Source organism: Bradyrhizobium sp. JYMT SZCCT0180, assembly GCF_018130165.1.
GTDB lineage: Bacteria > Pseudomonadota > Alphaproteobacteria > Rhizobiales > Xanthobacteraceae > Bradyrhizobium.
In genome coordinates, this window is sequence record NZ_JAFCLZ010000001.1 from 279569 (window position 1) to 305789 (window position 26221).

18 protein-coding genes are annotated in these 26221 nt (G+C 59.2%); 9 read left to right on the plus strand and 9 right to left on the minus strand.

The genetic code is table 11. From position 1 onward, the window contains the following. The first annotated feature begins 351 nt into the window (after positions 1–351). The 5 genes from JQ641_RS01315 (at position 352) to JQ641_RS01335 (ending at position 7043) form a co-directional block, all read left to right on the plus strand. Positions 352–1539 carry a glycosyltransferase family 4 protein gene (locus tag JQ641_RS01315; RefSeq protein ID WP_211994048.1) on the plus strand — a complete coding sequence of 396 codons (1188 nt, stop codon included), beginning with the start codon at positions 352–354 and terminating at the stop codon, positions 1537–1539. Positions 1540–1613: 74 nt separating this feature from the next. Continuing rightward, complete coding sequence (locus JQ641_RS01320) at positions 1614–2813, plus strand: glycosyltransferase family 4 protein (RefSeq protein ID WP_211994049.1); 1200 nt, start codon at positions 1614–1616, stop codon at positions 2811–2813. Between the two features lie 315 nt (positions 2814–3128). Further along, a complete protein-coding gene (locus tag JQ641_RS01325; RefSeq protein WP_249150132.1) occupies positions 3129–4283 on the plus strand; it encodes a glycosyltransferase family 4 protein in 1155 nt (384 codons plus the stop codon). A 56-nt stretch (positions 4284–4339) separates the two neighbouring features. After that, the gene (locus JQ641_RS01330) at positions 4340–5551 is read left to right on the plus strand and encodes a glycosyltransferase family 4 protein (protein WP_211994051.1); all 1212 of its coding nucleotides are present in this window, start codon (positions 4340–4342) and stop codon (positions 5549–5551) included. A gap of 304 nt (positions 5552–5855) precedes the next feature. Then, positions 5856–7043 (plus strand): hypothetical protein, encoded by a 1188-nt coding sequence (locus JQ641_RS01335; protein WP_349628475.1) that lies wholly within the window; start codon positions 5856–5858, stop codon positions 7041–7043. Positions 7044–7047: 4 nt separating this feature from the next. On the opposite strand, the gene JQ641_RS01340 is transcribed toward JQ641_RS01335, so the two are convergent. Together JQ641_RS01340 and JQ641_RS01345 are read right to left on the minus strand one after the other, a co-directional pair. Continuing rightward, entirely contained in the window at positions 7048–8292 is a 1245-nt protein-coding gene (locus JQ641_RS01340) for a glycosyltransferase family 4 protein (RefSeq protein WP_211994053.1), read from the minus strand. Between the two features lie 193 nt (positions 8293–8485). Then, positions 8486–9619: a glycosyl hydrolase 53 family protein gene (locus JQ641_RS01345; protein WP_249150133.1), complete on the minus strand. Its 1134-nt coding sequence runs from the start codon at positions 9617–9619 to the stop codon at positions 8486–8488. 637 nt (positions 9620–10256) lie between these two features. Here JQ641_RS01345 and JQ641_RS01350 point away from each other — a divergent pair. Then, positions 10257–14627, plus strand: coding sequence for a toxin-antitoxin system YwqK family antitoxin (locus JQ641_RS01350; protein WP_211994054.1), 4371 nt, complete (start codon positions 10257–10259; stop codon positions 14625–14627). 119 nt (positions 14628–14746) lie between these two features. Here the strand turns inward: JQ641_RS01350 and JQ641_RS01355 are convergent, their stop codons facing one another. From JQ641_RS01355 to JQ641_RS01385, 7 genes are all read right to left on the minus strand, one after another. Then, complete coding sequence (locus tag JQ641_RS01355; protein WP_211994055.1) at positions 14747–15481, minus strand: methyltransferase domain-containing protein; 735 nt, start codon at positions 15479–15481, stop codon at positions 14747–14749. Between the two features lie 141 nt (positions 15482–15622). Further along, entirely contained in the window at positions 15623–16192 is a 570-nt protein-coding gene (locus JQ641_RS01360) for a serine O-acetyltransferase (protein WP_249150134.1), read from the minus strand. A gap of 12 nt (positions 16193–16204) precedes the next feature. Then, positions 16205–17659: a lipopolysaccharide biosynthesis protein gene (locus JQ641_RS01365; RefSeq protein ID WP_211994056.1), complete on the minus strand. Its 1455-nt coding sequence runs from the start codon at positions 17657–17659 to the stop codon at positions 16205–16207. 121 nt (positions 17660–17780) lie between these two features. Then, a complete protein-coding gene (locus JQ641_RS01370) occupies positions 17781–18821 on the minus strand; it encodes an acyltransferase family protein (protein ID WP_211994057.1) in 1041 nt (346 codons plus the stop codon). Beyond that, a complete protein-coding gene (locus JQ641_RS01375; RefSeq protein WP_349628476.1) occupies positions 18818–19870 on the minus strand; it encodes an acyltransferase family protein in 1053 nt (350 codons plus the stop codon). The genes JQ641_RS01370 and JQ641_RS01375 overlap by 4 nt, the downstream gene beginning before the upstream one ends. A gap of 100 nt (positions 19871–19970) precedes the next feature. Further along, entirely contained in the window at positions 19971–21326 is a 1356-nt protein-coding gene (locus JQ641_RS01380) for a hypothetical protein (RefSeq protein ID WP_211994059.1), read from the minus strand. After that, positions 21323–22513 (minus strand): acyltransferase family protein, encoded by a 1191-nt coding sequence (locus tag JQ641_RS01385; protein ID WP_211994060.1) that lies wholly within the window; start codon positions 22511–22513, stop codon positions 21323–21325. The genes JQ641_RS01380 and JQ641_RS01385 overlap by 4 nt, the downstream gene beginning before the upstream one ends. A 480-nt stretch (positions 22514–22993) precedes the next feature. Here JQ641_RS01385 and JQ641_RS01390 point away from each other — a divergent pair, with 480 nt between their 5' ends. The 3 genes from JQ641_RS01390 to JQ641_RS01400 all read left to right on the plus strand — a co-directional run bounded on the left by JQ641_RS01390 (position 22994) and on the right by JQ641_RS01400 (position 25835). Continuing rightward, entirely contained in the window at positions 22994–24337 is a 1344-nt protein-coding gene (locus JQ641_RS01390; RefSeq protein ID WP_349628478.1) for an O-antigen ligase family protein, read from the plus strand. A gap of 71 nt (positions 24338–24408) precedes the next feature. After that, entirely contained in the window at positions 24409–25014 is a 606-nt protein-coding gene (locus tag JQ641_RS01395; protein WP_249150136.1) for a hypothetical protein, read from the plus strand. A 173-nt stretch (positions 25015–25187) separates the two neighbouring features. Further along, entirely contained in the window at positions 25188–25835 is a 648-nt protein-coding gene (locus JQ641_RS01400) for a transglutaminase-like cysteine peptidase (protein WP_211994062.1), read from the plus strand. The last annotated feature ends 386 nt before the right edge of the window (positions 25836–26221 follow it).

Here is a 26221-nt window from a genome sequence, read left to right on the forward strand (position 1 = left end):
CCAGGGAGCATCGCCCAACTCGAACCGCAACAAGCGAAGAATGACGCATTCAGGCAATCGATTGCTCGCAATCGGCCATGGGCGTGATCCCTTGTCTTGATCAAGAGCCGGAACACATCGGGCGCCAGGACCCGCACGCTGTTCCGGCATGCCCTGCAACTGAAAAGGCATGGCAGCCGATAGCGAGACTACCTATCTCTGCCCATCAAGCACCGAAGCCAAATGCCGAAACGGCATGCCGCATCGGAACCCTGCTGCCGGCCGATGCAGATGGCCCGACTTCCCTCGCCTTCAAACTCCCCTTGGCGAATGGAACTCTCGCACCGGCAAGCTTCCAACCTGAGGCGATCCTTGAGAATACTCATCGTCAATACGCTTTATCCTCCGGAGATCATCGGGGGCGCTGAAGTTTCCGTGTCGCTGCTCGCGCAAGCCCTTTCCCGCAACCACCATCAGGTCTCCGTCGTCAGCCTGCACGGCGCGCAGAACACCGCGGTCAGCGACATAAAGGGTGTCCGCGTCTACAGACTTCAGCTCGACAATGACTACTGGCCATTCGGCCAGGATCGAAAGCCATCGCGGCTGCAACGCCTGAAATGGCACTTGCGCGACACCTGGAACCGGAAGGCCGCCAAACGGTTCGCGGAGATCCTGGATATTGAAAAGCCTGACGTCGTCCACACCAACAACCTGACGGGATTTTCAGTGGCGCTCTGGGCTGAAGCCAGGCGACGCAACATCAGGATCGTGCATACATTGCGCGACTACTCACTGCTTTGCAAAAGGTCGACGCTTTTCAGGAATGGCGCTACTTGCGAGCGCCGATGCACGTCCTGCGCAGCCATGACGGCTTCGTCGCGGCTCGCCTCGCGCATGGTCGATGCCGTCGCCTCCAACAGCCAGTACGTGCTCGATCGGCATCAGCGTCTCGGATACTTCTCCAAGATTCCGGATCGCGTGATCTTCAACATTGCCGACACCAGCGCACTTGCCCCTGCGGCGGCGCCCTCCGATGAGAATGACCTGACGTTTGGATTCATCGGGCGGATTGAAGCCGAGAAAGGCATCGATGTCGTGCTCAAGGCCACAGAATTGCTGCCCGACACCGGTTGGCAGCTCAAGATTGCCGGTAACGGGCTCGAGTCCGATGTCCGGGAATTCAAAGCCCGTCACCCGAGCGACCGGGTGAAGTGGCTGGGCTTTGCCAGATCTCAGGATTTTTACGCCGGTATCGACGTCTGCCTGATCAGCTCGGTCTGGCCGGAGCCGCTGCCGCGCACCCTGATCGAGGGAATTAGCGCCGGCCGCGCCACAATTTGCTCCACTGCGGGTGGGATACCCGAGATATCGGGGTTTTCTAACCTTATCGGTATGTACCAACCAAGCGATCACCGCGAGTTGGCCGGACTAATGTTGAAGGGGATCGACGAGGCCGCTCGATGGAAAAAAAGCCTGCCTCCGCGACCAGACTTTGCGGAGAAGTTCACACCTGAGACCATTACACGCGAATATTTGGAGATGTATTCGGCCGACAGCTAGGGGGACCGTTCTGTACCAATGAGAGCAATTGCAACCAATCGCTATGCGATCTGCACCGGGACGGCTCATTTTTGATGAGGGTCCTTGTTACAACATCCCTCTATCCGACGCCGCTGGCCCCAAAGGTCATCGGCGGTGCGGAAATATTCGTACGCAAACTGGTCGAAGGCTTCGTCGCCAGTGGGGACAGTGTGGAAGTGATCCGCGCCGCGTCAGCCCCCAACCAGCAAACTGAATCGTGCGACGATGTCGATATCTATTCCGAGCCGGTCAGCAACATCTACCTGCCGTTCACCGAACAACACAGCGCACCAATGCGGGGACTCTGGCACGCGGTCGAGGATTGGCGACGATCGACAAAACTGGTCGCCGACCGGATCAAGGCGTTCAGGCCTGACGTGCTGCATTCCAACAATCTGTCGGGCCTGACGACGGCGGTCTGGAAAGCCGCATCCGACCACGGCGTCCCTATCGTCCACACCTTGCACGATTATTACCTGACGTGCCCGCGATGTTCGCGCTTCTCCCACGGCAGCACCTGCACGCACACCTGCTTCAGCTGCAAGTTGCTAACCGTAAGCCGCCGCACCGCGACCAGGCAGCTCAGCGCGATCGTCGGCGTGAGCCAGCGCATTCTGGATATTCACACGGAGTTGGGCCTCTTCGCAGACACCCCGCTTCGCAAGGTCATCAGACACGCTTCGGCACTCCCGCCGGTCGCGCCCGAGCCCAGACGACCAACCGACCTCCTGACGCTGGGTTTCATCGGACGCCTCACGGAGGAGAAAGGCATTTACAATCTGGTCAAGGCTGTCGGCACGTTGCCGCCAAACACCGTCAAGCTGGTGATCGCAGGCTCTGCCGGCGCCGAGATGAAGGAGCGGTTGCGTGCCTTGGCACCTGATGCCCAGATCGAATTCCTGGGATTTGTCGCCCCCGAAACGTTCTATCGTCAAATCGACGTCGTGGTCATTCCGCCGATCTGGGAGGAGCCCGGCCCCATCGTGGTCGCTGATGCCCAGGCCGCCGGCAAGCCCTTCCTCGGCACCCACTTCGGAGGCATACCGGAGGCCATCGCAAGGGGCGCGGTCGGGTGGCTCACGGCGCCCGACCCCGACTCGCTGGCCGAAAGCATCAGGAAGATGTTGTCGAATCCTGACGAAGTAACAACAATGACCCGGAAGTTCGCCGACAAGAACAGTCAACGCACATTCTCGGAAGTCGTCGCCGAATACCGCGCTATCTTCGACGAGTTGCTCCGCCGTGAGGAATAGCCGTGTGGTGGAGAACGATGCGGCTCCGATTTCTCCCGTACCGTGCCGCCAGCCGAGCAGCCAACCCTCCGTCAGCGCCCGTTAACAGGGATTTAATTTCCGGATGTCCTCCGGCAAGGGGACATTTAATACTGCACACGTTGTTGTTGCAGTGCCGCGCGTTTCGGCTGGCAGCACCGCTTGGTGGAAGGTAAGGTCGAACGAGTCGATCGTTCAGGACCTGCTTCGCAACAAGGCACCGGCGGCAATCGATCGACACCGATGAGGCGATAGTTGAAGATACTTCTCGTAAACAGCCTTTACCCACCGGAAATCATGGGAGGCGCTGAAGTTTCCGTTTCTCTGCTGGCGGAAGCACTGGCCCTCAGGGGTCACCAGGTTTCCGTGATTTGCCTTCACAAGGCGGCGGAAACCTCGATCAGCGAGATCAGGGGTGTTCGCGTATACAGATTGCAGATCGACAACGACTATTGGCCATTCGACCAGGATCGAAAGCCGTCGCGGCTGCGACGACTTAAATGGCATTTGCGTGACACCTGGAATCGCGAGGCGGCCAAGCGCTTCGGCGCGGTTCTAGATGCTGAGGCGCCCGACGTTTTGCACACCAACAATCTCACGGGATTTTCGGTATCGTTGTGGTCGGAAGCCAAGCGCCGCAAGCTGCGGGTCGTCCACACGCTGCGTGACTATTCCCTGATCTGCAAAAGGTCGACCCTGTTCCGTAACGGACAGACATGTGCCCGGCGGTGCCCGGCCTGCGCGACCATGACCGCCCCTTCCCTGATTGCTTCGCGTATGGTCGACGCCGTCGTTTCGAACAGCCAATTTGTGCTGGATCAGCACCAGAAACTTGGCTATTTCGCCAACATCCCGGGCAAGGTCATCTTCAATATTGCCGACGTCAGCGAGGCGGCCCCGGTTTCGCCGCCCGCTACCGGCGATCTGGTGTTCGGCTTCATTGGACGGATCGAAGCCGAAAAGGGTATCGAGGTCGTCCTGAAGGCGGCCGAACTGCTGCCTGACGCAGGTTGGAGGCTGAAGATTGCCGGAAAGGGGCTCGAGCAGTACGTAGGCGGCCTGAAGGCCGGCCAGAAGAACGATCGCATCGAATGGCTTGGCTTTACGAAAGCTGCGAATTTCTACGCCAGCATCGACGTCTGCCTCGTCAGCTCGGTCTGGCCGGAACCGCTGCCGCGGACGCTGATCGAAAGCATTAATGCCGGCCGCGCAACCATTTGCTCGACGGCAGGAGGGATTCCGGAGATTTCGGGATTTTCAAATATGGTGGGCTCCTACGAGCCGAGCAATTTTCGTCAGTTGGCCGAACTCATGGTGAAGGCGGTCAACGACACAACGAGATGGAAAATGACGCAGCCGCTACAATCGGACTTTGCAGATAAATTTTCGCCGGAGTCGGTCACGCGGCAATACATGGAGGTTTATTCGGCCGGCAATTCAAACGCTTCCTGACCGGGAATAGTTTCAAGCATCCATTTTTTATTTTTCTTGGGGACGAGACTCCTTCAATGAGAGTTCTTATTACGTCATCCATCTATCCAACGCCGCAGGCTCCAAAGATCGTGGGCGGCGCGGAAATATTCGTGCGCCGACTTGCCGAAAGCCTGGTGGACAAGGGTGACTGCGTGGAAGTGATCCGCGCCGCGTCCGCTCCCAACCAAACGATGGAAACGTGCAACGGCATCGACGTTTATTCGGCGCCGGTAAAGAATGTGTATTTCCCGTTCAGCAATCCTCATAGCGCACCGGTTCGGGCGGTCTGGCATGCGGTGGAAGACTGGCAGCAGACCTCGCAACTGGTTGCCGAACGCATACGAGCCTTCAAGCCCGATATCCTGCACTCCAACAATCTCTCGGGATTGACGACGGGGGTATGGAGAACCGCTTCGGACCTGCGCGTTCCGGTTCTTCATACCCTTCACGACTATTACCTGACCTGCCCGCGGTGCTCTCGCTTTTCGAACGGAAGCGCGTGCGCTCACACCTGCGTCAGTTGCAAGATCTTGACGGTCAACCGGCGCAGCACGACAAAGCATCTCGACGCGGTTGTAGGCGTGAGCCAACGTATCCTTGATATTCATACCCAGTTCGGGCTGTTTGGCGATACGCCACTGCGCACCGTCATTCGCAATGCTTCGACCGCCGATGTCGGTGACAAGGCCCCGGAACGTCCCGACGGAGTGGTTACCTTTGGATTTATCGGAAGGTTGACGCAGGAGAAGGGCATCTACAACCTCGTCCAGGCGGTTGCGGCAATTCCATCGCACCTGATGCGGCTTGTCGTCGCCGGCCATGCAACGGAAAGCCAGCGCGCGCATATCAAATCGCTGGCGCCCAACGCCCGAATTGATTTCCTGGGTTTTGTCGCGCCCAGGGAATTCTATGAACAGGTCGATGTCGTGGTGGTTCCGTCAGTCTGGGAAGATCCAAGCCCGCTGGTGGTGGCCGACGCGCAGGCGGCCGGAAAACCGCTGCTCGGGACCCGCTTCGGCGGAATACAGGAAGTGATCGAACAGGATGTTACGGGATGGCTGACGGCGCCCGACCCCGGGTCTCTGACCAGGAGCCTGTTGCAAATCATTGAATCCCCGCGGCAGATTTCCGATATCAGCCAACGGTTAAGAGCCGGACTCAACAAATGGACCTTCGTCGACGTCGTTGCCAGATATCGCGATGCATTCGAGCACGTCAGGCAATCGCGGGGAATGGCCAGATCATGATGGTCCCGGCCATAGCGGCTGAGAGCTACGCCCCGGCCCGATACCCGGGCCGGCCGCCAACTCGCGCCGGTCTGAAATGATCCGCCTCCTCGCGTTCGGCGGCTATGTCTTCCAGAGTGCGGCCGCCATCGCACTCATTTTCGCCATCAGCCATCTCCTGCCGCCCGCCAGCTATACGTCGTTTTCGCTCGCTTTGGCGTCAAGCCAGCTGTTGTGCGTATTCATGTTCGAATGGCTGCAACTTGCCGGCGTTCGTTTTCTCGCGGCGGCTGAGGGTGAGGACGCCGCAAGATTGCGGTCCTCGTTGTTCGCCGCGGGATTATTGAGCGCCGCGGTGCTGGTTTCAGTCGGTAGTGCCGCCTCACTGATCGGCACGCTCGCGCCCCGCGTCGTCGCGCTTGGGCTGGCAATCGCGGTTCTGCAGGGACTCACCGACATGTATTTCATGGCGATCCGCGTATCGGATCGGCTTGGTACGGCGGCCTTCCTCCTGATCCTGCGAGCCAGCCTCCTGCTTGTCGGCGCCGTTGCCGGCGCGAGCATTTACGCAACGGCGGAAGCCACTCTGCTCGGCATCGTATGCGGCCATGCGACGTCCCTGATTGCCGGCCTGTTTGCGCATCGCACGCCGCTGCGATGGGTACCCTATCGTATCATGTTGACGGACTGGATGGAGTTCTCCCGCTACGGAATGCTGGCCGCCGGAGCATCGGTGATCCATCTCTCCGTTCCGGTGATGATCCGCTTCATCGTTGTCAGCAGTTTGGGAGCCGCAGCCTCCACAGCGACCGCCGCCTTTCTGATGGCGATCGATTTGCTGCAGCGGCCATTCTCGGTTCTCGTGGCCGCGATACACACGGTGAGTTATCCTGACGTGGTGATCCAGTTCGAGCGTGGCACCGACGAAGAGGCGCGGCGGGCGACGTCCCGGTTGCTCGACTTCATTCTATGCGCGACAACAGTCATGCTGGGCGGCCTGATCGGCTTCCTGCCGGATGCCAGCCGGCTTTTCGTTCCGGCCGATCTCCTGACGAGCTTCATGGCGGTGGCGCCGGCAGCCGCCGTGTTTTACTTTCTTCATACCCATCTCCAGGCCACGCTTGCGGTGATCCCGCACTTGAGAAAATCCGCAACCAGGCTCGTGGTGGTCGCTGCCTGCCAACTGGCGCTGGTGTCGGTTGTTTCAGCGATTGCAGCCCGGCTGGGCCTGTCGATCGCCGCTCAGGTCGCGAGCGCCGCCGTTGCAACGGCAATCGTCATATTGTGCGGCAGTGGTCCGATCATTCGTTTCGGAGTGGTCCCGAGATGGCTGCTGCTAGGCGCATCGCTTGTTGCAGCCATCCTGATTGGAGCTTTCGCGGCAGCTCCCTCCGAACCCATGCTCTGGCTGGCCGGCAAAATTGTCATCGCAGCCGTGGCCGTCGCGCTTGTCGCCTGGCAGGGCGACTTTCTGTCGGCCAGAAGCGCGGACCAACATCCGGACAAAGCTTGACCCATCACGTCAGAGCGTAATCTTCCCGGCCCTTCCCGGCTCGTTGCGGCAGCGCCGGAGCCAATCCGTAGATCTGCAGCGTTTGATCGACCATCGGACCGACACCGAAATTCTGCTGGGCTCGTGCGATGCAGTTTCGTGCCATCGCCTGCCGCCGGGCGGGATCAGCCAGCTTTTCGATCGCCTCGGCCAGGGCATCCACGTCCTCGAACGGAACGACAAAACCGGTTTGTCCGTTGATGATCTGATCCGAGGCACCGCCGGCCGGCGTCCGGACCGGGACCAGCCCCGTCGCCATCGCTTCGGCAACGCCCAATGGAAACCCTTCAAACCGGCTGGGAAGCACAAACACGTCGGCGGCCCATAGCGCCTCTCGAACGTCGCCCATGAAACCCAGAAATTTGAACGTCTGATTATCCTTTTCATCGCCCGCATAGGCGAACGATTTGATCTCCTTTTCGCGGTCGGCGCCGCCGCTCCCGACAAAGAAGCACTTCAAATCGAGCGGCGGGGGATCGCCGCGGTCGCGCAGCTTTCGCGCCGCCTTGATCAGCAGGTCGTGTCCCTTGACCCATGCGAGACGGGCCGCGAGCAGACACATGAAGTCGCCTTCTGCCAGACCGAATTTTTCCCGAGCTTGCTGCCGGTCAGCTGCCGAAGGCGGACAAAAATGATCGGTGTCAACGCCGCCATAGACTTTTGCAATTCCATCCTTGCGAAGCAAAAGATATCGGCTGAGATGCTCGCGCGATTCTTCGGACATCAGGATCAGCTTGTGGGGAAAGAAGGCGTTGAAGAACAGGATCTGCTTCAGGCTGAACTGCGACTTCGGCGCGTTCTGGGCATTTTCGATATTGCCGAGAACAGACGGGTGATAGGTTGCAACGCAGCGCGCTCCCGTCAGGAGAGACAGCAACTTGCCCCACAACAGCATGCCGAGACCGTGGACGTTGATGACCGTAATCTTGCGTTCCCGGATCAGCTTCAGCAGCCGAAAGAATATCGCCGGCGACGGCAGCTTGCTCAGTCCGGGGATCTCATGCCACTCCCTGACGGCCGCGGTCAGTTTCTTGCGCTTGTATTCAGACTTCTCGTCCGAGCGCACTTCGCCGGAAACCAGATAGATCTGCACGCCACGACCTTGCAGCCCGGTCGCAAGCGTCTCGCAATACGAAGCAATGCCATCGTTGCAATTCACCACTTCAACCAGAAACAGGACATTGGCGCTGCCGGAAGCGACCTTGGTCATCGATTTATCTCTCTGCTCGATCTCGTGAAACATAGGGCGGGTTCTTAGCTTGGAAATCCGTCCTTATCGATGACGGATCTCCCTCGTACGCCTGCATTTTATGAGTGCAAGATGCGGGCCGAACGCATAGCCAATTAAATGCCTCGCGAATTAAAGGCCCGGAATTGGCGGTATACGCCGGCCGGCCTCCCCCTCAAAGCCCTCTTTTTTCCAGTTCGGCGGCCTCTTCCGGCGAGAGAGGAGCTCCCGCAAACCGGGAAACGAGGTACATCGCGATCTTCGGCGTCTTGAGATCGTACATCAGGCCGAACCGGTTTTCAGGCGGGGCTTTTGAGGGTTCATCGAGCAGTTCATAGATGCTGATGCTCTCGACGACGACGTCCTTTTGGTCCCGGAGCGCGGTGAGCGTGTCGTTCAGGCTCTTCAGGCAGCGCTCCGTCATATGGTCGCCGGGCTTGTTGCCATAGTCCGCTTTGTAGATCTCGCCGCAATTGATCTCATTGAATATGACAGGCCTCTTATAGGTGGCCAGTTTCTTGAACAGGTTGAACCGGGGATTGCGGCCATTCCAGGCTCTGTTGGGGTTCTCTCCCAGCACCTCGTAATAGTGGTAGGAAATCACATCGAACCCGACCCCACGCGCGGCCATGAAGTCCAGGAAACCGAACATCGTCGATGTCGTATTCAGGACCTTGCGCAAATGAAGTCCGTTTTCCTTGTTGATCTTGTCGATCGCGTCTGACGCCCCGCGCAGGACGGCTGCCCAATCTTCCATGATCGGCTTTTCAAACTCTTCCGCCGAGCCGCCGCTGCCAAACAATCGCTTGCCGTCCGGACCCTGCGCGATGAGGTTTATCTCGTTCTCCAGTTCCCAGTCCTTGATATCGTGCTTGAACTGGTTGACGAAATCGTAGGTCCGGTTGAACCCCTGGCGATACAGCGCGTCACGGTCGCCCTTCGGATAATTGCCCGCATCCGTGCGATCGCCCCACCGGAAGGCAAAGCCGAACACGGGGTGCAGCGTTATTCCGTGGGCTTTGGCCTGTGCGATCGCACGCCGCAACATCGGGGCTTCGGTCGGTTCGGTGTCCTTGGTCAGATTCACACCTATCCTGAATTGCGTCAGGCCGCGCTCTTTCATGACCTTGAAGGCGGGCCCCAAATTCGCCCTGATGGCGGATGGCCCGTTGGTACCCCACTCCAGGGCGTGCGCGGGCAACGAACTGATCGCGGCAGCAACCAGGACAAGCAGCGAAAGGCTCAACTTCCGCGCGATGGTCGCTGCGGCCGTCCGCTCAAACCCAGTCGCCCTCACAACATTCATCATAATCACCTTCTGTGATGCCTTGTTCTGTGAAGCCTTGGCTTTTCGAGACAAAAGCAAGGACCATGCGAAACCCGATCCACGCATGCCGTTGCTGCAATTTGCCGCGGTAAGGCGTTTGCTTTAGCGCGCCGCAAAAGTCGGGTCCAGTCCGGGAACCGAATGCAAATGTGGCCGGCAACTGGAATTAAACGACCCATTTAATCCGATCGTTTGACCACAACGCGCCAAAACCATGCCCTTTCAGCGCCGTGAGTAACATCCGCGGCAAATTCCCTATCCGCCGGATGCGACGTGAAAAACCAACCTCCGATTAACCGTCACGGATAAACCCGTATTATTTCGATCTCGACCACTCACGACGTGCATGATTGCCTGCCTGGCAAGCAGCCAAGCATTCCAAGTAGGCAGCGCAAGGCAGCCGCCGCCTTCAGTCCGTCATCATGAGAACAGACCACGCTGCCACGATCGAAGCTTGCCGATTCTGGTTCCCATTCCAGACGTCGCGCAAACCGTCGGGAAATCCTTAGCAATGAAAAATCCCCTTGTTGGTTCGACTTTTATCCAAATCAAATACTCAAAAAAGAAAACTGGCGGCTAAATCTCGCACAAATCTCCCCTTCCAACAGCCGGGCAATAAATGACCACATCCGCCGATCAGACTGTCCTCTCCGCAAGTTCCTTCGTGAGTTCCATCGGCGTCAACACGCATGTGGGGTATTCCTGGGGCTCGTACGACAATCTCGCCTTGCTGCAGGACAGCCTCGAGTATCTCGGTGTCACGAAACTGCGCGACGGGCTTACCAACATTCCGGACGCACAACCTGTCCTGAATGGATTGGCTGCGGACGGATATAAATTCGATCTGGTTATTCCGTCCGGCGTACCCGCCGGCGGCAGCGCCGCGCTTCAGAAGTACCTGGCCTCGGTGGAACAGTTCAGCACAGCTCATGCGGGAAGCGTTATTGCGCTGGAGGGCCTGAACGAGGCCAATCTTCAGGCATTCAGCTACAACGGCAGTTCCACCATCGAAGCCGCGGCCCAGTTCCAGGCGGCCTATTTTGCCGCCGTGAACGGCAATGCCGCGCTTGCCAACATCGCGGTCTACAATCTCTCGCTGGGTTACAATGACACGGCCGACTACGCCAAGCTGGGCGACCTGTCGGGCGCTTCCGACTTTGCGAACTCGCACGCCTATGTCAGCACGAGTTCGACGCCCCACGCGGCGCTCCAGTTATTGCTGGCCAACGCCAAGTCCGTATCGTCCGGCAACCCGGCCGTCATCACCGAGACCGGCTATACGACCCAGAGCGATACCCCCTACATCGGCGCCAGCGAAAACGTCCAGGCCAAGTCGATCCTCAACACCCTGGTCGATGCCTTCAAGGGCGGCGTTGGCACGACGTATCTCTATCAACTGCTCGACGCCGGTGCGAGCGGCGTCAGCAACGATCCGGAGATGAATTTCGGCTTGTTCAAAAGCGACGGTTCGCCGAAGCTGGCCGCCACCGCGGTCCACAATCTGACGACCATCCTGAGCGATGACGGAACCGGTGGCCACCAACCAACCACGCAGCTGGGCTACTCACTCAGCAACATGCCCGATACGGGCAACAGCATGGTCCTCGGCAAGAGCAACGGCGCCTACGAACTGGTGATCTGGGCCGAGCCGAAGGTCTGGGACGACGCCACCGACACGGAAATCTCCAACCCTTCTCAACCTGTCACCGTTAATCTCGGAGGCGTGCACCATACGGTCAGCGTCTACGATCCGTTGAGCGGCTCGACCCCGATCGCGACCTATACCGACGTCAGCCAGATCACTGTCCCGCTCAGCGATCACCCCTTGATCATCGAGATCGACGCGCCGGCGTCGCCTGCGCCAGAGCCGCTGCCGACCGATGTCAGCGGGACGGCCGCGCAAATCGCGCTGCAATTGTCTGATTTGAACACCAACGAATCGCTCCAGACGATTACCCTGACCGATACTCACGTGCTTCCGGTCGCGTCCGAATCGACGATGAAGTACATGATCTCGCATTACGGCAATGCGCTTTCAGCCATCCAGGGCGGCTATTCGTTTTCGGTTACGACCTCCACCAGCGCCTGGAGCGTAACCAAGCTCTTCGATTCCTCCGCCAACCTGCAGTCCACCACCACGTCCAACTTCACCGGCGGGTTCATTACCAGCAAATCGACGGTATTTGCGGACGGATCAACCGATAGCACCCTTTATACCGCGGGCGTGGCCACGCAGCAGGTCAGCGTCGATGCGGCGACCGGTTCCAGGGAAACCAAGACGTTCGATCCGGTCTACGGCAAGCTCACCGCCGACCTGGTGCAGCACACGGATGGTTCATCCTCGAACACGCTGTATTCGGCCGGCGTCAAGACCAAGATGTACGTCACCAACGCCGACCGCAGCCATGACAACACCTATTACAATGTCACCGGCCAGAACTATACCACCCAGACCCAGCACTACAGCCCGACCGGACAATTGATCTCGGATAGCCGCTGGCACGCCGACGGCTCGCTCGCGTACACCCAGACAATCACGGGCGACGGCGCCAGCAAATTGACGACGCTGTATGACGCCACCGGCCACAAGACCACGGTCATCGCCTGGAACTCCTCAGTCACCACGACCGGTAAGTACGACTTGTCCGGCAATCTGGTGCAGGAGGTCGTACGCACGGTCACCGGCGATGTAACGACCTCCAACTACAAGGGCGCCGTGCTGTCTTCGGTCTATATCGCCAGTTCCAACGGCACGAAGGAAGCGAAGATCTACGACAGCGCCGGTCGCCTCACCAGCGATCTGATCCAGAACAACGATGGCTCGTCCTCGAACACGCTGTATTCGGCCAACGTCAAGACCAAGATGTACGTCACCAACGCCGACGGCAGCCAGGACAACACCTATTACAACATCACCGGCCAGTCCTATACCACCCAGAAACAGCACTACGATTCAAAGGGCGTATTGACCGCTGATACCCGCTGGCACGCCGACGGAACGCTCGACTACACCAAGGTGATCAGCAGCGACGGCAACAGCAAGGTGACGACGCTGTATGACGCGGCCGGCCACAAGACCACCGTGACCAGCTGGAATCCGACCGCCACCACGATCGACAAATACGATTCGTCCGGCAACCTGGTCCAGGAGATCGTGCAGACCGCTACCGGCAACGTCACGACCTCCAACTATAACGGGTCGGTGCTGTCCTCGGTCTATATCGCCAATGCCAACGGCTCGAAGGAAGCGAAGCTTTACGACAGCGCGGGCCGGCTCTCCAGCGATCTGGTGCAGAACAAGGACGGCTCGTCCTCGAACACGCTGTACTCGGCCGGCGTCAAGACCAAGGTGTATGTCAGCAACGCCGACGGCAGCGACGACAACACCTACTACAATATCACCGGCCAGAGCTATACCACCCGGACCCAGCACTACGATTCGAAGGGCGTCATGACCGCGGAAACCCGTTGGCATGCCGATGGCTCGCTCGACTACCACCAGGACGTCAGCAGCGACGCCAGCAGCAAGGTGACCGCACTGTATGATTCGACCGGTCACAAAACCACCGTGATCCGCTGGAATGCGGCCGCCACCAAGACCGAGAAGTACGACACGTCAGGCAGCCTGATCCAGGAGGTCGTGAAGACCGCGGCCGGCAACGTAACGACCTCAAACTATAACGGGTCGGAGCTGTCCTCGGTCTTTATCGTCAATGCAAACGGCTCGAAGGAAACCAAGATTTACGACAGCGCCGGCCGGCTCGCCAGCGACCTGATCCAGAACAACGATGGCTCGTCTTCGAACACGCTGTTCTCCGCGGGCATCAAGACCAAGATGTATGTCACCAACGCCGACGGCAGCAACGACAATACCTACTACAACATCACCGGCCAGGCCTATACCACCCGGGCCCAGCACTACGATGCCGCTGGCAAAATGACGGCGGACACCCGTTGGCACGCTGACGGCACGCTCGAATATCGCCAACTCATCAGCGGCGACGGCACCAAGGTCACGGATCTCTACGACAGCACCGGGCACAAACTCACCGAGATCACACATCATCCGGATGGGTCCATCGTGACGGACAGCTACAACGCATCGACAGGTGCGTTGGTTCAGGACGTCGTCAAGACGGCCGGGGGTGACGTCACCACCACGAACTATTCGGGCGGCGTCGTCGCCTCGATCTACGTCGCCAACGCGGACGGCTTCAAGGAAAGCAAGCTGTTCGACTCGGCCGGAAACCTGGCCAGCGATTACGTCCAGAACACGGATGGCTCGTCCTCGAACACGCTGTACTCGTCCGGCGTCAAGATGAAGATGTATGTCAGCAACGCCGACGGCAGCGATGACAACTATTACTACAACATCACCGGCCAGACCTACACGACCCAGATCCAGCATATCGACGCCGCGGGCAAGATCACCTCTGACACCCGCCTGCACGCCGACGGCTCGCTGGATTACAAGCAGGTCATCAACTCCGACGGCAGCAAGGTGACCGATCTGTACGACAGCGCCGGATCCAAAACCCAGCATATCCTCAACAACGCCGACGGCACCAAGGACGTCTACAAATATGCCGTCAGCGGCAACCCCGGGGCGACCCAGCACGAAAGCTACACCGCGGGCGGCACTCTCCTGCAGATCGACCTTCAGAACAGCAATGGCACCCACACCGTCACGGCCGTCAGCGCCGGTCAATCGATACAGGGCGGAAACGGAAACGACCTGTTTTCAGCCGCCCCGGGATCGACGACAATCGTCTTCGACCATGGCAATGACCAGATCAACAGCTTCCAGGCCGGCGCCGCGGCCAATCACGACACGATCAAGATCGCAGCGTCGCTGGTGGCCGATTACAGCCACCTTCAGTTTACGCAATCAGGCGCCGACACGCTGATCCACCTGTCAGCCACGGATTCGATCACGCTGAAGAATGTTTACGCGACCAACCTCGATCACAGCAACTTCCTGTTCGTCTGAGACAGCCGGTGCGCTCTCACGTGAGCGCATCGGTTCTCACAAAGCAGGGTCGCGGCGGATTGAGCGGACAAGCCCCGACCGACGGGGCTTTGGAACTCGAGGCAGATAGCCGGGCCGGGTTACGCCCGGCCGGGCGTCACCGAGCCGGTGAAGATGATGTCCTCGGCCAGCAGAGGCAAACGCCGCAGCAGCATCGTCTTCATCATGCCGGCCCGCTTGAACGTCGCCATCTGGATCTCCTCCGGAGAAAACCCGGCATCCAGGGCAACCTTTGCGATCGTGTAAGGCGTAAAGAAGAAGCGATGGTCGGAATTGATCGTTTCGGTGTTGTTCAGGATTCCCTTGATGTTCCCGCCCCTGAACGCATTCGGCACGGTAATGACGATTTTTTCGACGACGTCACCATAGTTCTCTCTAAATCGGCCGAGAAAGGACACCGGATTCGGGATGTGCTCGACGACTTCACCGAACAGGGCAATATCGAATTTCCGTCCGGAGATCTGGTCAATCTTCTGGCCGGACGTCACATCGCCGGACACCATGTTGTCCAGCCCGGAAATCCGACTCGCCTCCCGCACCGCGTCCGCATCGATGTCGACACCGACCGTATACTCGGAGCACTCCGTGATCAGACCATGGAGCCAGTCCCGGTGATCGATCTTCTTCTTGATGAGAGGAACGTGGTCGCAGCATCCGACATGAAGAACCCGCTTGCCGCGGCACATGTCGATCAACACGTCACTTCGGTACCTGACACCCGTCTTGCCGCCGTAAGTCACGGCCATATTCTCGTTGAACTTCGTGCCTGCAAGGTATGGATAAATACCCGTAAAGTCCGTCATGATTGACGACATGCTGATCTCCTCGTCGACTAACCCCCAGTGAACGATCGTCGATCAACGCCACAACTGCGATTTTAACAAGGCCGTCGACGAAACCGAAAATGATCTCTTGACCCGAGTGGCGGCGTATCCTTGCTAGCCGCCGCATTACCTCTAGGAAGAAGACGATGCGGAACGCATCGACTTGGCCGGAATTCCCGCGACGACCGCTTTCGGCAAGACATCCCGATTGACGACCGAGTTTGCAGCTACCGTTGCACCTTCGCCGATTTTGATGGGTCCTATGATGACAGCACCGGCATAGACGACGACACCGTCTGCAATGCGCGGGCAGCCCGGCTGGTTCCAGGCACGTCGCCCCAGTGTCACGTTATGATAAAGCATAACCGCACTCCCGACATGCGAACCTTCCCCAATCACGACCCCGGTCGGGTGTGGAAGCTTCAGTCCCGGGCCGATTTCCGCGAGCAACGAGATATAGCAGCCACGTCGCGCCAGGGAACGCACGATCAGCCAGGCGATACCGTGCCCCCAACGCGTGTTGAAGCGCAACCATTTGGCAGCACGCCACCAGGTGATCACCGTAAAGCCCGGATCGGTTATCAAGGCAACCGCGGCAGCAACGACGCCGGAATTCCCGGTGTTCGCCAGCAAATCTGCCCGCCACGCAGCCTGGGGAGGCTCGCGCCTCACCATTTTATCTGGTTCGACATGTGCGTTCATATCAAGGATCTCTCACGTCGCCGAGGGAACGTCCAGCGGTTGTGCTTCAATTGATCGGCCGAGCAACGATCGCACGCTGCCGCGAATCTGATGCCTGAATGCGACGTAACAGGACAGCACGACCACCAGATACAGACTGGTTGCAAGCAGCCAATGCTTCATGCTTGTCACATCGGCCGACGTCACCGCGAGAGCCACGATGGTCCCGGCCAGGGTCGCGATGGTCGCTGGAAGCAGGGATTTGACGATCGACATGAAAGGCAACCCGGTATTTCGGCTGCCAACCACCAGCATAAAGGTGCACACGATAATCGCCGTGACAAGGTACACGATAGCAACGGCCTTGAGACCGAACGGCAGCGCCACCACGAACGACAGGATCATGGCGATGCTGTTGGCGCTGCTGATCCAGAACTGCAGACGGGCCTTGCCGCGCGCGAGAAGAATCGGACCGGCATAGGCCGCAATGGACTGCGCAGCCCCCGCCGGCGCAAGCGCGCTAACCAGCGGCAATACGTCCTGCCAATGCGGCGAAAGGAATGTCGTCACCGGGTAGTAGAGCCCAAACGTCAGATAGATCATCGCCGGGAAGGTAATCATCGCCGTCACACTCAGCATCGCGCAGATCGCCGCGTTCTGCTCTGCGTGCCGCCCGTTACCGGACATACGGCTCAGCGTCGCCATCAGGACACCGCCGCCCGGCCAAGAAAGGATCATCAACGGAAAGATCATGAACTGAAAGGCCAGGCCAAAGAGCCCGACCGCGGCCGCTCCCAGCTTCGCACCGATCAGCAGATTGCCGATGTTGCGCGCGGCGAAATTGAGAATGTTCGAGGCCAGTATCCAGCTCCCGAAGGAAAGCATCGAACCGACGCCACGCCATCGGAAGTTGAGCCTGATCTGATGCCGCGTAATCGCGTAGAACGCGATCGCGCGAATGATCTGCATCAGGACGTAATATGAAATCAGCGCCCAGATCCCCCAGCCCAGAACGGCTCCGAGGACGCCCACGGACGCGGCGGTGATTGACGCGCCCGCCTCCACCATCGCCACGGTCTGGTAGCGCAACGCGCGCTCGAGCACCGCGCGCGGTCCGAGCGCCGCTATGGAAAGGACGACCGAGACGGACAGCGCGGTCAGCACGCCCGACAGGCCATCCATCTTCACGGCCCCGGCCAGCGGCCCCGCGACAACCGCCAGCACCACCGCACAGCCGATGCCGATCGCCAGCATCATGGTCACGGCCGCTCCGGTCTCCTCGCGCGAGAGCGAGCCTCGCTGTATCATCGCGCTCGACAAGCCAAGATCGGTGAGAAGGGCTATGAAGGCGACAAACGGCAGCGAGAAGGCGACCAGACCGAATTCGGCCGGGGTAACGAAATAGGTCATCAGCAGCGTCATCAGAAACTGGACGACCGATTTCACGATGTTCACGCCGGACATCGAGAGCAGATTTTTCAGGATCATGAAGTCATCCGTACGTTGTTCATGCAGCCGACCCGGAAAGCGCGCCGGCACAAGCAAAGGTCCGCTCCACGTCTGGCGAACGAGGTCGTGATCGTCGGGGATGGAGGTCCGGAAGCCGACATCATGCCTCGACCCTCTTGGGTACACGACCGATCGTTCTGAAAAACGTCAGCAATGGCCTCTCGACCAGCAGGTAGAATGCCACGCCTACCGCCACGCCCCCCGCTGCAACCATCACGAACAGCAGTTCGTTCGGAATACCCAGCGCTTTCAGCTTGGTCGCGGCTTTGGCGAAACCCGAAAGCGCCGGAAAATGAACGAGGTAGATCGAATAGGACGCCTCGCCGAGGAATATGAGAACACGCGGTAATCGCAGCGCCGTCTTCGTCTCGAGTACGACCCCGCCCAAGATCATCAGCATCGCGCCGACGCCGTAGCACCAGGTCGAGATCGCGTTCTTCAAGAGGCCACCGTAGGCAACGGCTATCCATGTGCCGCCGAAAAGGACGATCCCAAGCGTCAAGCAGAGCTTCGGAGATACGGTGTCCCGGCGATCGAACAGCCAGTACGCCAGAATCCCCAGGCCAAAGAGCACATGAGCGGGATGGAAGACAAATGCGAGCGGATAGACCGGGAACAATACGGGTTGCACGAAAGACAACGCCAGCCAGACCGCCCCCGCGATCCAGCCGATCCTGGGGTTCCAGATCGCAACCGCAAAGATGGCGTAGAAGATCATCTCGTGGCGCAGCGTCCAGACCACGTCGATAATCGGCTCGTGCTCTATCGGCAACAACAGGAAGGACGAGAATAGGTCATAAAAGCTCAGATCTGCCTTCATGAGAAGCACGAGAGGAATGACACAGATCAGGGCGACCCAAAGCGCCGGATATATTCTTTGGACGCGACGCCAGACGAAACGGAGGGCGTTGTCGCGATCGCCAAAGTCATTCGCATGCGCCAGGAAAATGACAAAGCCGCTCAAGACAAAGAAATACATGACGCCGGAGTCTCCGGCGTTGAAGATCGGGAATACGTTCTCACCGAGGTACTTGGGCTGGGCCAACGTCCTGGTCGTGTGATGACCCACCACGGCGAGCGCCGCGAAGGCGCGTCCCAGCTGCAAGGTGTCCAGACTGCGTTTTGAGGCCAGCTCCGTCATGCCAGATGCCCCGCTCCATCGGGCGTCCGAAACAGCCGACGTCGAAACGCCGCGTCCAGAAAGCGCCGAAGACGCACCTCGAAGAGCTCGTAACTTATCCCTCCGGCGATAAGTGACAGAACGAAGCCCAGAACCGCAAAGGCAGCAGAGAGCAGCCACAGATCCACGCCGCGTCCGGCAAGATTGGCTCCGATCATCTGCAACGGAAAAAGGGCGAAGGGATGCACCAGATAAAGGCTGTAGCTGATCTTGCCGAGATATTGCAGCGATGGCGCGCTCAACGCCGCCGCAATGCCGGAGTTTTGCGCCAACACCATTCCGAACAGCAGAAGGCCGGGAACGAGGCCGACAAACGGGTGCAGATACTCGATTGATAGATACATCGCGATGCCGCATACCGCACCGGCCAGCAACCCGGTCCACCCCCGCAGCCGGATCGGCATATCCACGGCGCTGAACAGCAGCCCAACCAGAAAATACGCGGCAATCGGCCGAAACCATATGCCCGCCAGAGCCAGCGCTATCAGCGGCAGCGCCAGCATCCAGTTTCTCCGCCGGGCCACCGCTACGAAAACCGCGGCGAACAGAATGTAGAACGCCCACTCATAGCTCAGCGTCCAGGCGTTCTGCTGGCCGATCGGAAGCCCCAGGGCATCGGGCAAGAACGCAAGGTTGACGAAGAACAACTGGACGTAAGTTCCAACATCAATCCCCTTGAAGAATTTGTAGCCGACGATCGGGCCGATGGTGAACAGCGTCAGGTGCAGGATGACGAAGACGGGAAGAATGCGAAGACATCGATCATAGAAGAATTTGGCAACGCTGCGGTGGCGCACCAGGCTGGCCGGAATCAGGAAGCCGCTGATCATGAAGAACAGTTCGACGCCATGTCCGCCCATATTGATGGTCGATCCCAGCCACGGCCAGATCGGCGCCATGAAACCCGCAAGCAGCGGCATGTCGTAGAGATGCACGATCAGGACACTTAGCGCAGCGATGCCGCGCAGTCCCTGGACGGCCGGGAGGAAATCCTGCTTTGGAGCGTTCACCTCTGCTTCCTCCCACACTGAAAAGGAGGCCGGGCAGAACCACGCGCCGGCGCGTGCGAGAAAGGCACTATCAGCGCCGGTGAGTGCCACGAGTCTTTCATCATGCCGGCCGCGATGCCAGGCCATCGATGCCAGGCGCTATCGGTGCGGAAATCGCGAGATCCTGATCGAGCGCGCGTCGCTTGGCGAACATCTGGCTAAACGCGGCACCAATCATGATCAACCCGCTGGCGGGTCCATAGGCCAGCACCGTGATGGTAAAGAGGTTCATTGCGATCGTGCCGGACAGTTTGTAGATGTCCTTGGTCTTCGAGACCGCGGCGATCGCGAAGACCATGAACAGGACGAAGATCGGGCCGAACATCAGATACGTGCCGATATAGAAATTATCGACCGGCACATAGTAGCTGAGCTTGTTCGAAAACAGCTGCTGCGGATAGTTGAAACAGCCGAGGCCGCAACCGGTCACGAATCCCACCGGCATGAGCTCTTGCATATACACAAACGGCAGCTGCCAGCTGTTATTGATGCGATCCTGAAGGCTGAAGAATCCCCGGGAGATGCTGGTGAGGCCGTCGCCCGCGAAGAAGACCATCAGCACGACGGGAACCAGGATCGATGCAAAGGAGAGCATCGCCATCCGGCGCAGCATAGGAAATCTCTCGCGCTCCGGAAGCATTCGAATGATAACCAGGCACAGCAGGTACATGATCATCACGCCCAGCGTGGTCTTGCTGGTCGTGAGCTTGATGGCGTAGAGGCCCACCGGCGCCCAGATGCAGATCCACAGCATACTCTTGCGAGCCGACGTAAACACGAAGGTAATGAACACGAAAAACGCCGCCATGGTGCTGTCGGCGGCGAACCCCGCCAGTCGCGCTTCCGACGCGGCCCACCAAAGTCTGGTCGCCTGACGCGTTGCTCCCAGCGTTTCGTAAGCAAAACCGACCCACGGAAACTGCACGCGCGATGAAAGGAAGATGCCGATAATGGTAATGAAGAAGATCGGGTGGATCAGGGCAAGAAGCTGCTTGTACTGATTGAAATCACGCCTGCAAAAGCAGAACCCCACGAACACCGGCGCGATCATCTTGAACGACGACGCCATGCCGGCGAAGTAGCCCAGAAAGACAAATCCGACGTACAACGCGAACGCGATGTACAGCAGCGTGAGGACAGCGATCAGGCTTTTGCCCTTGATGATGTAGCGCTGGATAAAGGCCAGAATGCACATTAGCGCAAAGATGTCCGGCAGAAACCACAGCACGTCCAGCTTGGTGAGACTGAGATAGTAGCGCAGGGCGCCGGCAAAGGCGTCGCGATAGAAATACATGAGCAGCGCGATCGCCTCGACGTTCCAGATGCCGATTTCCGGCAATTGGCTGTTCAGAGGCAATGGCTCCGGAGCTTTGAAATCCGGACTCGCAAGGGATGACGACGACGACCGGTTCGTCATTGCCCCCCTCCTTCGGCCGTCGCGACGACGCGAGGCCTGCGGGCCAAAAGTCCGACGATGGCTTTCGAACCGGGGATCTCGATATGCGCATAGGTCAGGTTCGACAGCGCCAGAACGGCCACGACGTAGCCCGACAGCAGTAGCGATGCAGCTATTCCCGAACCGAACTGATCAATCATCGGGAAGGTCCGCATGCCAACGCCACGCGAAAAATACTCGATCAGTACGAGCACGAGCGCGTGCACCATGTAGATCGAATAGGATCGCTTGCCGAGCCACACCAGCGGCTTGACCGACAGCAGGTTGGGCAGCCTGCGTCCGGGGAACGCCATCAGCGACCCGAGCAGGACGGCGAATATGACCGGCGCGAGAAAGCTCAGCATCGGCTGCATTCCGACCACGCAGACAATGGCGATGGCCGCGATTGCGGCCCCGATCTGCCAAACCGACTGCACGAACGGGCGCACGGCGGAAGGCACCGACGCCACCGCTCTGAGCGTCAGCACCCCGAGGAAGAAACTCAGTATGCAGCGCGCGATGCCAAAGGTGTGAAAGTCCAGCGCATATTGTCGAAGAACCAGCAGGATAAGGGCCCAGCTGGCCACCGACAGAAACAGCGACAACACATAGATAATGCGAACGTCGCGGAATTTTTGCGCCAGGACCACGACGCCGCCGAACACGAGATAGGTATAGAATTCGGCGCTGATGCTCCAGCTTGGCCCGTTCCAGCTCAGATAATCAACGAATCCGATCGCGTGCAGCAGGAGCACATTTAAAAAGAACGAATAGCCGTTGTTGACCGCCATCTCGGGTGGCGCGAAATGAATGAGGCCGGTGCCCACAAGGCCGAGCTTCATCATTCGAAACGAGAGGAATGCGAGCAACGTAACGACGTGGAGCGGATAGATGCGGGCGAGCCGGCGCACGATGTACTCGCGAAACGCGAAAGTACCGAAGCCGCCTTGCACGTAACTCATCGAAATCACGATGCCGCTCAGAACGAAGAACAGATCAACGAACAGCCAGGCGTTATGGAAGAACGCAAAATCGATCCAGGCCCTGTTCGGCAGGACCGCGGCAAGCGGTTGAGAAATAACAAAATGATGGACCACGACGCACAGCGCGGCGATACCGCGAACGCTGTCGAGCGGGACATAATGTTCTTTGGAGCGATGGCCCGTCACGATCGAATTATGTCCGAATTGTTGCGATGCAGCATAGTGCCTCTCTTCCGGTTTCCGTTCAACCCGAACATTAAAAAACCAGCAAAGAAAACTCGGCGCCGCATGGCTGATCCGCAAATAAATGCTCTCGCCAAAAAGCGGCCGCATTTTTAATCGCCATGCCCGTTTAATCGTCTCGCGTGACAGACCCGGAATAAATACGCCCCCGAACAAGCAGCGCATTTTCAATCGGCCTGTATCGGCATGGATGCCGCCGCGAAGGCAGCGCTTTTTAGACCGTCGTGAAGCCTCGCATCGCTGGCTCTTTGGAAGTCAGATCGATAAATTCGGGAACCTTGGACCAGCCCGGTAGGCCGCCGCCGTTTACCGCGCCCAAGTTCCAGTCAGTTCGGGAATGGGGTTTGGCACCTGCCGTCGCATAAGGGATCAATCAGGAAAATTCTGGGCGGAGCGTCCAATCTCGTCGCGATAGCTGTTTTCGTGCTGGCGCCATTTCCGCTTGGATCGGCGGATTTCGTCTGGATCTGGATCTGGATCGTCTTGCTCGCGCTCAGTCTGTTGACGGCGGATCTGGAAGCCATCGGCAGCGCGGATTTTCGCCTGTTGCTGCCGCTGTTCATGACGGTGGTGCTGATCGGCGCCATCGTCACGCTGCAAACATGGCCCGATCCGCTGCTGGGACGGACGAATCCCGTCTGGAAGCTGCCGCTCGATCTTCTCGGCGCCGATGTCCCTGCTCGCATTTCGATGACCGCAGCCGGTCCGTGGCTCGCACTTGGCTCCCCGCTGCTGGTGTCGCTTGCGTTCGTCCGCGCCTTTCTCCTTGCGGCCGATGCGCCAGCGGCTCAACGGCTTCTGCGAATATTGGCGTGGGCGGGTTTTCTCTACGCTTGCTACGGAATCCTGGCGCAGCTTGCCGACCCGGATACGTTGTTATTCAGGCGAAAGGAGGCCTATCTCGGCTTCGCCACCGGCACGTTCGTCAATCGCAACACCGCCGCGACATTCTGGGGCAGTTGCGCCTTGCTCTTCCTGGTGCCCCTGTTGCGCTCGATACATCGCGGAGACCGGCGCGCTGCCCCGCCGTCAGATCGGCCGCTCGCGTTGCTCGGGCACTATCTCGCCACACCAGCGGCTCTCGCTGTCGGATTTGCCGTCTGCACGCTGGCGACGGCGATGACGGGATCACGCGCAGGGCTGCTGCTGTCGATCTGCGCGTTTCTGCTGGCCGGCATGCTCTATTTGTGGCCGCTTGAGCTCGGCACTTTTCGACGATGGGCGTTGCTGGCGGGAGCCACGGTCGCTGCCGTCCTGGTTCTTCAACTGATCGGCGGTGCGGTGGCAGGGCGGATTCTCACCTATGGCCTGATCGACGATCAGCGGCTGGCCGCCTACCGTGCCGCGATCGCAATCGTCAGCGACCATCCGCTGTTCGGCGTCGGATTGGGCAACTTCGAGGCGGCTTTTGCCGCCTACCGGCCCGCCGAATTAGGCAGCCTCGGGATTTGGGACCGCGCCCACAGCACGCCGCTGGAACTCGCGGTCGAAATGGGCTTGCCGGCGACCATCCCGATCGTGGCGACCGTGCTTTGGTACGTTTACCAATTGTTCCGGGGCAGCCTGCTGCGGCGGCGCGATCGCTACATCCCCATTATCGGAGCCAGCGTCGCCGCGCTGGGGCTACTTCACAGCAGCATCGATTTTTCGCTGCAAATAGCCGGTTACGGTGTTTTCTTCGCCGCGATCACCGGGGCCGCGCTGGCGCAGTGCCTGCCGTCATCATTGCGAAAAAACGGTGGCGGAGCTGTGGCGAGTGAATTATGATTTAATTTAAATCGGCTGTTTTTAATTGCGGTTGGGCAATGACAATGCGTTTGGTGGGTTTTTGTCTCGTGATGCTGGTGGCCGGCGGAACGGCCCCGGTTGCCGCGGCACCGGCCGGTGGCGGATGCGTCCCGAACTCCTCGCTGGTGTCGGCAGAGCGCGCCACATCCTTTCTGGAGAACCCTGAAGCGCTGCTCGCCCAGTTCAAGGACGGTCAGGGCGGCCTCGCCTCGCAAATCCGCGACATGCTGATGACCCGGCCCGAGACGCTTGAAGGCATCGCATCGCTTTCCAAGGCCAGTTCCGCCGATCAAAGCCGTGCGATCGGCGCCGGTCTCGGCACCGCCGCCGCCGTGTGCGTGCTGACGCAGCCGGCCTTTGCCCAGCAAATCCAGGAAGTGGTCCTGAAGGCCGAGAATCCGCCGCTGATTCAAGCCTTCGTGAGCATCACGGGGGATATTCCGACCGAGGCGATCACCGGAGCAGATCCGAACGGCGACACCACCGCCGGCGGCGGACAGGGCACCACATCGACGCCGTCGCCGGGCGCCGTGTCGAGCAATAACAGCACAACTTTCGGCAGCGGCGCTGGCGCGAGCACCAGTACAACGACGCTTTTCACGACAGCAGCGGCCGGAACGCCGTCCGTTCTGACGCCGGTCAGTCCGACCAATTGAGGCCCGTGGAACGACTTGGTGAAACGCCTGGATTGATCGCGAATTAACCAATATCGATCAGGCAGATAACGTCATCTGCGGTTGGATTCAATTTTAACTATCGGCGGAACCTAAACCCAACAACTCCGTGAGACACCGTACCTGCGTCAAGAAAAAGAATGACGGGGGACGACATGAAACTGCTATTTGCACCGATGCTGGCGACCGCAATTGCATTTGCCGGTGGCGCCGCCAGGGCCGAAACCGACGCCTCGACCGACGTGTCGCGGACCAACCGAACGGCCTTCATCGAGGAATTCGACAACACGCTCGCGCCGCTCCAGTTCGTGAAGTTCTGCCTGAACTACCGCGCTGAATGCGATGCGGAAGCCGGCGTGCAAGCGTTGCCGGCCGCCGACCGCGCCATGGAAATGCTGCGCGACGTCAACATTTCGGTTAACGAAGCGATATCGCCGCTGCGCAAGTCCACGGATCCGATGACCGCGCGCTGGACGGTCTCCCCCGCCGCGGGCGACTGTAACGACTACGCGGTCACCAAGCGGCACCAATTGATAGCGATGGGTTGGCCGCAGAGCGCCCTGCGCCTTGCGGTCGTCCTGACCGACAGCGGTCAGGGGCATCTTGTACTGGTCGCGCGGCTTACCGACGGCGACGTCGTTCTCGATAATCTGTCGCGCGACGTCCGTCCCTGGAATGCCATGGGCCATACGTGGATTTCGATGCAGTCGAGCGCCAATCCGCGGTTTTGGGTTGCCGTCGGCAGCCACGGCCAGCGCCTCCAGGCGAACCGGCTTGCATCCATCAGGCCGCAGCTTCAGTGAATATTTATTGATAACTCACGGCTGGTTGCCCTCCCGTGAGCCTGCGCCCGCCATCGATGGCTCCAAGCCACGGGCGGGTTGCAGTTCGTTTCACACGCGCGCTTTATTGGATTATATTCTTATTAATACCTCAAAAATCCTGCCATCCTGAGGCATCGGCGGCCGCCCAGGCCCGCTTCTGGATGAAGGCCGTTATCGGCTGCCGGACGGACGGCGCATTTCGCTGGTCCGGAATTTGCTAGTTCCCCAAAAGTCATGGGGATACTCTTTTGCACTGCACAAAAAGATGACACAGTTCTTTGCCATCATTGCCTTGAACAGGTGATTAAATGCCTGCAGATGTGATTAAACGCCTGAACCGGCGATTAAACACTGAACCGGCGATT